A 9,842-nucleotide genomic window follows, 5' to 3' on the forward strand; every position below is an offset into this window, starting at 1 on the left:
TTTGGCAAAAGGCTTTTCCTATACAAACTGAGCGAGAACGTGGGACGTCAAGTTTTTTGATCACACTAATCATATCAAGTTACTTTTGTCAAGTTTTTTGTAAAGAAATATGTTTATAAAGCATAGCTTAATAAGGGGGGAACTTAATAAGGGGGGAACGAAAGTGGGAAAAAATCCTGTTTACCTCATTACTACGAAAACTGCTATAACTATAATTTATAATTACAATTAATTATACTAATAAAACTGTAGGCGAAACCGCTAGGACAACTAACTATAGAGCTTCACATTGAGGCATATGGGGTGGCTGTTGGCTTGAGACTCCCAACTTGTGTCGTTCTAGCTATCCCAAGGGCGTTCCTTCTGGTGATCAAACTTCTGACAATCGCCTTTCGAGTCCTTTTTTCTATACCAGTAGGAAATTTAGATTAAATCACATAGAATTAAACCCTTGTTTATTTGATAGCGCTTATCCTAGTAATAAGGTAAACATATTTTTTTTCGGTTACCTTTTACCTATTACCTAAACTCAAAAAGTAACCTCAACCTTACCTAGTTGATAACTACTATATAAATACCCGTTGATGGAGCCGTAACTATGAGTAGTCTATCTGAACTTAAAAGCCGAAAACTTGGATTAATTGAATTAATCTCAATGGGATTTGGTGTTTATCTGAAAAATTTGAAGCCTATCCTACTGTTGTTTTGTACAATCTATTTCCCTTTGCTGATAATTTTGTCAGCTTTGAACCCGGAAAATACAAATAAGACTTAAGGATTGTTTCTGGCTTTTTTTGTAGTTGTTTCTATTGTTATAGGTTTAGCAAGTTTGACTATTACATAGCCCTATCGCTGATTACAGAAAATTCTCTTCATGGAAGACATACCACTTATCAGACTATAGTCCAAAAAATAGTTTCGAGTTTCATTCCTCTAGTTGGGCTATCTTTGATATTTAGTATTAACTATTTGATCAGATTTATACTACTTATAATCCCAGGGATAGTTTATGCGGTAAATAATCAATACTATGGGCTGGCTTTTATTCTCCGAGACCAAAGGGGAAAAGATGCTTTCGATTACAGTCGCTCTATCGTTGAAGGGAATTGGTGGAAAGTATTCTTCTTCATTTTTCTAAGTGTATTGAGTGTTTTATGCTTACAATTTATCTTGAATAGTGTCTTAACTAGTCTTCCTTTTATGAAAAATATTTGGGGTGATTTACTTTCAGTAGTTTTCCCTCAATTTATCGTCATCGGGATTACCATTGGTAATATACTTCTATTTCTTAACTTAGATTATCAGAAAAGTTTGGAGAGCTGATTAAATGGGAAGCATTCATAGGCTAGGTCAAACCAGTGACTTAAAACCAAGTTCTGTATTCATCTAAATAACCGTCGTAGTACAATTCTTCTTCTTCAAGGCAATCTGGAGTATCCACAGTCGTCTCTTCTGTTAAGTCTATTCCGTGATACTCTTGCTCTAGTTTTTTCATCTCTTCAAACAGACCTTGTTTCTTCAGCTTAGCTCTTTCTGCAACAAATTTGTTCCATTTTTTACACTTTTTCCTAGCTCGTTCTCCTGGGACGTTTTTACAGTTTACCGGCCTATAGTCGCTAGGTTCATAAAACTTATGTCCCCCAGGATGTTTTTTCTTTTTTTTCTTACTCATATTAATAGATTTTAGTTTTTATGGACTTCTAGAATTTTTGGCCGAAAGTCAATTGAGTAAGGTTTTATCCCAGATTGTTATAACTCACTAGTTAATCTCTGTATTATTATACCTCATAAGTAGGATAAACCCTATAGGTAATTGCAAGGCTTGGTTTGGCAATTCTTACCATGTCATTGGCTCTCTGCCTCAAGCACTTTCCTTTTCTAAGGGTAAAGTCAAGGGCGATCGCAATTTTTCGTTCGCGTAGCGTGGCCTACGGCCAATCACAAAGAGTTGCGATCGCTTTTTCATCAGTGGATACACCCTAAAAGGGTTCACGCTCCCAAGTTGTAGTAATACCCAACGTCTCAAAGGAATTTTCTAGCAGAGTTCGGAAATCCTTACTATAGCCACCAAACAGATGAACTCGTGGTTTTCGACCTGGAAAGTAGGGAGCATACAGAAGCACTTTAGTGCCGTCCTTCCAGACTTTAACGTGTTTGACCTCGATTACATACTCATCAGTTAACAAATCAACGTAGCCGACTGGTGACTCCACCTCACGCTCTCCACCTTCTCCCTCTTGAAGGATAGCTTGAATCATCCTTTCATCTTCATAAGACTGACCGGTATATTTTTTCTCGGCAAGAGGTTGTGGCATAGGTTCTCCAGAGGTTTCCATGTCTTCGAGAACTTCTGCGACTAAATTACTAATGCCTTCTAAAGCAGCTACCAGAGATGTGTCAAGGTGAGATAGACTGGGAAATTCGGCACATAATCCTACAAACTCCTCGTCTTCTTTTAACCATGTGATGCTATAAGTGTAGTGTTGGTGATTAACTTTCATTACTGTCCTCCAACTTATCAATAGCCTCTAAGACTTGACGAACTTGATAAACTTTAGCCTTTCCACTCTTTCCCTTTTGAATAGTGACACGAGGATTTCCTTACCACCGGGTCTTATAAATATAGGTCAAGATGATACAAACACCTGCCAGTCCAGAAACTGAAACCCTATTGATTGAGTTGCCTAGGACAATCGGGTTGTACGTCACCCAGGAACAGTTTACAGCCCTTGCAGCAGCCAACCGCGACTTGAGACTGGAAAGAACGGCACTTGGAGAGTTAATTGTGAACCCACCAACAGGCTGGAAAACTGGAAAACTAAATTGGAGTATTTCTGGAGAGTTGTATTTGTGGTGGCGTAATGCAGGGGAACCAGGTAAAGCCTTTGACTCTTCTACTGGCTTCATTTTACCTAATGGTGCGACTTGTTCTCCCGATGCCTGTTGGGTGAGCCGAGAACGTTGGCAGGCACTTACTCCAGAACAAAAAGGCACGTTTGCTAATATCTGCCCGGATTTTGTGCTTGAGTTACGGTCTAGCTCAGATCGGGTTCAGTCTCTGGAAGCTAAAATGACAGAGTATATCGACAATGGCGCGAGACTGGCCTGGTTAATCGATCCACAGCAGCGACTGGTGGAAATTTATCGACCGGGTTTGGCGGTGGAAGTGTTGCAGAATCCAACTGAGTTGTCGGGGGAAGAGGTGTTACCGGGTTTTGTGTTGGATTTGGGTCGGGTGTGGGGTTGAAAATAGAAATGCGATCGCTCTCTGTCTTGATGCAGTCGCTCATGGGGGAAACCCCCAAGACCGCGCTGCATCGCTCGAAAACCCTGCACTTAAGTTGATTCTGATCGCGCTGCCAAGAATTCCTCCGGTAGCATTACGGGAACTGAAGATGACACAAAATCAGATATATTGCGTGTAACGATCAGGTCGAGACCTAAGGCAAGTGCAGCTTCACTGCTCACTGCATCCTCAAAATCCGTCATGGAGCTTTGCAGAGCAGCTCGAATCACCTGATCGGTTATGCTGGCAACTTCAATACGTTCTAATAAAGTTGATAGTAGTCTCAGTGCAACCTCACTGCCCACCTGACGACGCAAAATATAGAAAATATTGGTTATGGCATGGCCTGAAACATATCCTTCAACGTCTTCCTGGGTTACTGTATTTAATGCTTGTGCCGAAGCAACCACAAATGGTTGGCGTTGAGCTAGAACATCAAGTAATACGTCGCTATCAAACAACACCCGTCTCACTTGTATTTTGCCTCAAGATAATCGATGTACGACTCTTTGGAATCCTCTGGACTTAGCTCAACCACACCAAGTAGGCTTTGAGTCCAAGGATCAAGACCAGTCATTGGTGTTGAACTTGAGCTATAAGACCTAGATAACAGGGTTTCTTGTTCAATTGAGGCCAAAAGGGACTGGACTAAACGCCAGCGTACGCTTATTGGTAATTGCAATGCTTGGTTTTGCAATTCTTGCCATGTCATTGGCTTTCTTCCTCAAGAACTTCCTATTCTAATTGTAGAGTATCGGCCAGTAGCAGTGATGTGATCCCTGCCTCAGTTATCCCCAGGTAAAGGCAGCTTTTAAGGCAGTCTGAATTGGCACCGGGACTAAATAGTCTCCGCCTGCCACCGGGTGAGGGATTGGGGATGTCGAGTTGGTCATCAATTCTCGAGTGCGATCGCGTAGCGGCTCAATGCGCGCGCATCGCTTCTTCCAAACAGTCAGCTGCTTCAGCTAAGGCTTCTTCCATGGAATCTCCCTGAGTAATAGCTTCTGGCAAATCCTGAAAGTTACCACAAACCCGCCATCAGACTGGTCAGGGGTAAATGTAGCCGGGAATGAAAATCGACTAGTTGTAGATTCTACCATGGGAGTATTAATCCTAGGATAAGCCATTCCATTACTGATAATTTAAACAGGTGCGTTACACTTTGTTAACGCACCCGACAAGATCGGCGATTAGCCCAAAGGGCTACGCTTCGCGATCGCACTTTTATTGAAATTAAAAGCTTCTGAGTACCTAAATATCGTTGCGTATGAGTTTTTTATTCAAACTCATTCAACAGAAGTCAAAGGTTGTCTTAGACTTGCTTTCAAATTTTCGGACACGTCTACTACATTCAACAAATACATATATCACCTAAACTGTTAGTTCATACGTACGTACTCAACAGTTAGATAACCTGTGTTGTCGGGATAGTTTGCATCATTCATCAAAAAGGCACAGGTTTGATCTTTATACAGTGGTATTTCGGGATTCCTGGTATATTGATATTCTTCTAAGGGTATGTCACAGTTTATAATCAGAGAAAATGGATCATACTGAGGATCCATCATTTGTCCTCGATTCCAGTAATCTGGATCCCCTTCAGGTCCACATTTATCTATATCCGGTCCTCCTTTCCATATACCGTCTGCGTGAAAAAAGTAATCTCCATAGTCAGAAAATTTAGTGGCGGGGTAGAAAACTTTAACACCTTGTTCGTTATTGGCATACACCTTAAATTGTCCAGCCAGGTCGAGTTTGATAGGCGCATCCGCCAACGCAGAACCAGCCATGAAGTTGAGTGTAATAAGGAACCCAGCAAAAACAATGAGGAAGCTCTTCAAAATCTTGTTAAGTTTCATGTAGATTTAACCTCTAAATTTGGATAAACCGATGGACAAATTTTACTTTTTGTCTTCAGTCTCTACACTTTAAAGACGATTCCAGAGAGCCTTTTCTGAATTTTTTTAGTTGGCTTTTTTTATAAATAAGTCTCAAGACAGGGTTTTTCGAGGTACACAGAATTTCTTCCCTGTTCCCAATTTTGAAGTTTCCTATTTCCTGCTCTGTTCGCGTTTGGCCGTGGGCCACGCTACGCGAACGCGCAGCGGAGGCCGTAGGCCAAAACGTGGGCTACGGCCTTAGCTCTCTAAAACCCAGAAATTTGTACCTCGTCCAAAAAGCGATTCTCTGAAAGAGCCGCTACGGGATTATCGGTACAAGCCGCTACGGGAAGGCACTTTATCGAACTTTATAGCAGTAGCCGTAGGTTGGGTTGAACTTTCTGAAATCTAACTCTCTCAAGGTAACAAAAGGGAGAGATAATGTTGGATTTCATTGCCTTGAGTCCAACCTACACGATGGGTGCATCTTTTTGTTGTAAATCTATAACTGTTGGGGACTATGGGGAGATGGGGAGGTGGGGAGTGTGGGAAGAATGGGAAGATGGAGGAGATTTTTATTAATTGGTGCAGGCTGCCTTTCACACACCGCTGCTTCAACACACAGACAACCATGTTTAGGGTTGCATAAATGGGGGATGATTTTAAGAGTTTTGTAGAATGGCCATCTTGGTGGAACAGGCATCTTGGTGAAATGGCCATCTTGGTGGGGTGGGCATCTGGCTGTGGAATGGCCATCTTGCTGGAACAGGCATCTGGCTGTGGAATGGCCATCTTGGTGGAACGGGCATCTTGCCTGTTTCAATTTCCGGGCAGGCAAGATGCCCACCCCACTGATATTTATCCCGCCCCTCAGCAATGCCTCATTGTTGACTTCTAACTTCTGATCAGAAGTAGCTGCAACAGGAACCGACTCAGACTCCTGCACCAATCGCACTACCTCCTGCACTTCCTCACCAACACCACTGTCCAGTTCTTCCACCGCAACAGATGATGTCACCGTCTCGCCCACAATCGGTTCAACTTCCGCATTCGGCTGGGACATTTCCCCAATTGCTGACTCAGTTGCCTGATTAGTTGGTGTAACCGATAAATCCTGATCAGTCTCATCCTCACCGATAAAATATCCCCTCAACTCCTCTCGCAGAATCGCTCGCGCCTGGGAGATGCGCTTACAGACATTCTGGTAAGAAATCTCTTGCTGTTGGGCTATCTCTCGATAAGACAGTTCTTGATAAAAGTGCAGGATAAAGGTCTGGTGCAGCCGAGCAGGTAAGTTATCAATGGCACTGCCGATAGCAATCTTTTTCTCGTCTGTTTCCAAAACCCTTTCTGGGGTATCGTCACAGGAAACCAATCCTTTTTCCTCTGGAATCCCTTCTATATCCTCAACGTGGTTCGCGCTGCGACAATGTTCTCGATGAATATCCACGCAGAGATTATGAGTCAGCTTTGTCAGCCAAGCCTTAAAATTAGCAATTTTCCCGGCAAATTTTTGCACCTTCTCCCATGCCTTGAGCATCGCTCGACTCAGGGCATCTTCAGCATCGGTAGGGTTTCCACCCATCCACCTGAGACAGCGATGATAGAGATAATCTTGATATTGCCGCCATTGCTGCCAAAACTCTTTCTGTGAAAAGTGATGGGATTGGCCGAATGCAGTAGAACTGGCTTCTAATTGAATATTTGACATCATAATTGATTGATCAACACAATGGTGTATGGTCTCCACTGGAGTCCAGGGCTGATTTGTTGTAGTAAGCATTCAGCTATCAGCTATCAGCTATCAGCCGTGAGCCTTAGGCTGACGGCTGACGGCTGACGGCACCTCAAGTAGCACCTCAAGTAGCGCATATGCTTACGATTTGTACTCCACATTTTTGACCTCGATACCCGATCACCATTTGAGAGTATAGCGGTTTTTAGTCTGTTAATCTCATAAAACTCATGTAAAAACTCATGTAAAAACTCATGTAAAAACTCATGTAAAAACTCATATATATGGTTTTTATATAGGTTGTCAACAAAATTATTGCTCAAAAAATCAAGAGGCAAGATGCAAAACGCAAGAGGGGAAAGAGATTCAAAGTTTTATTGTCCAATCAAAAAAGACCATACACGTTTACATCTCAAATAAAAACCCTATATACAGTCGAAAGTGGGGAGTCAACAGAAGCGGTAAATGGGGATAATTATCCCTATATACCCATTTACAGCTTATAAAAATCTGACGAAATCGCGTTTATACAAACAAAATCAATGGCTGTGAGGGGAGCAACACCCCTATTTTGCCGCTTATCTGCTATTATATGCTATTATATGCTATTATATGCTATTATATGCTATTATTACACTCCCCTGTCAGGGAGTCCCAGCAATAAAAATAGTTAACAATATTTAATAGTCAGCTGGAAATTATATAAGGTATGATAATTTAAGGTCAGGAGAATAAATCAAAGGAGGAAAGTAAGCCTTGAATGCCTGCCATATCGGTAAGCTCCCTACTCGCAAGAAACGGGCAAGATGCCAGTTCCACCGAGAGGAGTGCTATTATCCCTTTAATCGACTGGTAGCTGAAAAAAATTGGGTTTCAAGCCCCGTCCTTGGTTAGAGGGCTTTTATCTGATTAGTTATAATCAAAGAGTGGCCTAACACAGACAGGATTCGTCGGTACTGTCATAAACCCCACGAGCGTTTTGCGATGTTAGCACGTGAGTCGCGAAAAACCTCATTAAAAACGTATGGATCCGTGCCAGATACCGAAAACCAGTAAAGCTTTCCTTAAAAACTAAAAAGTACCGTGTGCCCCACGGAAACTGAGGAAGCTCAACGCTTAGGGAGATAAGCCCACTGGGGTTAGTTAAGTTAGGCTAGGTATTTTGTTTTTAAACGGATACTCGGCTTAAGTATTGCCTTTGGCGGATAACTAGCTTTAAGGCATGTCGAAGAACTAAGAATCCCCGCTCATAAGCGGGCGGGGAGTGTCAATCAAGACTAGCTATCTATTCGTATATTCGTAAATTCTGATTTATGGGTATGATTGAGCCCCACCAAGACTCCCCACCAAGACTAGGTATCATAGTAAATAACTAGTAATAACTAGTTATTAATACTAGTAAACCTCCTAGGGTTAACTGCTGTTTAACTGGGGTGCCATTGCCCAGTGATCAGCTCTAAAATTGGTGGCTCATTCAGGGTAAACCCATATAATTTGCTGATTCCTATAGTCCTATAGTGTTTTTTAAATTCAACAAACACTATAGCTTTTAGTTCCCAAAAGGGGACGGCAAAACTTCGATAGCTCGTTTCGGTGTGTCACGTTTGCTCGAGCACTTAAAAGGTGCTTATTGATAAATTGCGGTGACATTTTAGATGAATATTGATTGTATTCTGGAAATTGTTGACCGTCAACTAAAAGAGAGTCAACATCGACCCCTTACATCCACAGAAGTAATTATGCTGGGTGGGATTTGGCAGTATAGAACTTATAACCAAATTGCCCTCGAAGCAGGTTATAGTGCAGGCTACCTTACTAATGTCGTTGCTCCAGATTTGTATCAGCGACTCTCCCAGGTGATTGGCCAGCGGGTAAACAAGAAAAACTGTCGGGTGCTGCTGGAGTCTTATGCCACCACCCAAGCATCCCCAGAGACAAACCCTTTGAACCCAGATCTGGTGAAGCCAGAGCTGACGGGAAATGCTGCCAATGAAACCCATGAGATACTACCTTGCTATCCCAGTGGCTCAATCCCTATCAACTCTCCCTTTTACCTAGAACGCTCTTCCCTTGAGGAGCAAGTTTATCAAGAAATCAAGAAACCGGGAGCGTTAATCAGGATTAAAGCTCCCAGAGAAATGGGCAAAACCTCTCTGCTGCTGAGGATTCTTGACCATGGCAACCGCCTGGGCTACCATACTGTCAGCTTGAACCTAGAGCAAGTCGAGCAGGTAATTTTGAGCAATTTGAATCAATTTTTGCGCTGGCTGTGTGCCAACATCGCTCACCAGCTTCAGCGTAAACCGATGCTAGATGAGTATTGGGATGAAGACCTGGGCAGTAAAATTAGCTGCACCCTCTACTTCCAAGACTATCTACTAGATTTAATTGATACTCCCCTAATCTTGGCATTGGATGAGGTGAGCCAGATTTTCGAGCATCCCCAAGTCGCCAAGGATTTTTTACCTCTGTTGCGTTCTTGGTACGAAGAAGGGAAAAGACTGCCCATCTGGCAAAAGCTTCGCCTGGTAGTGGTTCACTCCACGGAAATTTACGTTCCCCTCGAGCTTAACCAGTCTCCTTTCAATGTGGGGCTGCCGGTTCAGTTAAACAACTTCAGCCAGGACGAGGTGCAGCAGTTAGCTCAACGCTACGGACTCGACTGGATAGGTCCCGAAGAAGCTAGACAATTAATGGTAATGCTGGGGGGACATCCGGCACTGGTAAACTTAACGCTCTATCATCTTAGTCGCAAGGATATAACTCTTTCCCAACTGCTAGCAAGTGCTCCCACTGCTACCGGAATTTATGCTAATCACTTGCAGCGTCATTGGGCAACATTGGCAAAACAGCCGGAATTAGCACAAGCTCTTGATACGGTTCTCAAGGCCACTGAACCTGTGCCCTTAGACCCCATCCTAACTCACAAGTTAAGCAGTAT

At 42.8% G+C, this 9,842-nt stretch carries 9 protein-coding genes; 3 read left to right on the forward strand and 6 right to left on the reverse strand.

The window, feature by feature from the left end; all coding sequences use genetic code 11:
- Positions 1-1,363: 1,363 nt before the first annotated feature.
- Complete coding sequence (locus tag F6K49_RS30685) at positions 1,364-1,672, reverse strand: hypothetical protein (protein WP_293018865.1); 309 nt, start codon at positions 1,670-1,672, stop codon at positions 1,364-1,366.
- 307 nt (positions 1,673-1,979) lie between these two features.
- Positions 1,980-2,501 carry a hypothetical protein gene (locus tag F6K49_RS30690; RefSeq protein WP_293065817.1) on the reverse strand — a complete coding sequence of 174 codons (522 nt, stop codon included), beginning with the start codon at positions 2,499-2,501 and terminating at the stop codon, positions 1,980-1,982.
- Between the two features lie 131 nt (positions 2,502-2,632).
- Between F6K49_RS30690 and F6K49_RS30695 the strand changes: the two genes are divergently transcribed.
- Entirely contained in the window at positions 2,633-3,247 is a 615-nt protein-coding gene (locus F6K49_RS30695; RefSeq protein WP_293018871.1) for a Uma2 family endonuclease, read from the forward strand.
- 89 nt (positions 3,248-3,336) lie between these two features.
- Here the strand turns inward: F6K49_RS30695 and F6K49_RS30700 are convergent, their stop codons facing one another.
- The 4 genes from F6K49_RS30700 to F6K49_RS30715 form a co-directional block, all read right to left on the reverse strand.
- The gene (locus tag F6K49_RS30700) at positions 3,337-3,750 is read right to left on the reverse strand and encodes a PIN domain-containing protein (RefSeq protein WP_293102720.1); all 414 of its coding nucleotides are present in this window, start codon (positions 3,748-3,750) and stop codon (positions 3,337-3,339) included.
- Between the two features lie 5 nt (positions 3,751-3,755).
- On the reverse strand, positions 3,756-3,998 hold the full coding sequence (locus F6K49_RS30705; RefSeq protein WP_293018875.1) for a hypothetical protein: 243 nt from the start codon (positions 3,996-3,998) through the stop codon (positions 3,756-3,758).
- Positions 3,999-4,665: 667 nt separating this feature from the next.
- Positions 4,666-5,076, reverse strand: coding sequence for a hypothetical protein (locus F6K49_RS30710; RefSeq protein WP_293065813.1), 411 nt, complete (start codon positions 5,074-5,076; stop codon positions 4,666-4,668).
- 592 nt (positions 5,077-5,668) lie between these two features.
- On the reverse strand, positions 5,669-6,880 hold the full coding sequence (locus F6K49_RS30715) for a sigma-70 family RNA polymerase sigma factor (protein ID WP_293102711.1): 1,212 nt from the start codon (positions 6,878-6,880) through the stop codon (positions 5,669-5,671).
- A gap of 777 nt (positions 6,881-7,657) precedes the next feature.
- Between F6K49_RS30715 and F6K49_RS30720 the strand changes: the two genes are divergently transcribed.
- Both F6K49_RS30720 and F6K49_RS30725 read left to right on the forward strand, forming a co-directional pair.
- Positions 7,658-7,795, forward strand: a complete 138-nt coding sequence (locus F6K49_RS30720; RefSeq protein ID WP_293102714.1) for a hypothetical protein — start codon at positions 7,658-7,660, stop codon at positions 7,793-7,795.
- A gap of 761 nt (positions 7,796-8,556) precedes the next feature.
- Positions 8,557-9,842 (forward strand): AAA-like domain-containing protein (locus F6K49_RS30725; RefSeq protein ID WP_293102717.1); only part of this gene is annotated, 1,286 nt, incomplete at its 3' end.

This window comes from Moorena sp. SIO3I6 (genome assembly GCF_010672095.1).

Coding starts and splice junctions, on each gene's coding strand:
- F6K49_RS30710 (WP_293065813.1), bottom strand. CDS start 5,076: ATGGCTGGTTCTGCGTTGGCGGATGCGCCTATCAAACTCGACCTGGCT.
- F6K49_RS30695 (WP_293018871.1), top strand. CDS start 2,633: ATGATACAAACACCTGCCAGTCCAGAAACTGAAACCCTATTGATTGAG.
- F6K49_RS30685 (WP_293018865.1), bottom strand. CDS start 1,672: ATGAGTAAGAAAAAAAAGAAAAAACATCCTGGGGGACATAAGTTTTAT.
- F6K49_RS30690 (WP_293065817.1), bottom strand. CDS start 2,501: ATGAAAGTTAATCACCAACACTACACTTATAGCATCACATGGTTAAAA.
- F6K49_RS30715 (WP_293102711.1), bottom strand. CDS start 6,880: ATGATGTCAAATATTCAATTAGAAGCCAGTTCTACTGCATTCGGCCAA.
- F6K49_RS30705 (WP_293018875.1), bottom strand. CDS start 3,998: ATGACATGGCAAGAATTGCAAAACCAAGCATTGCAATTACCAATAAGC.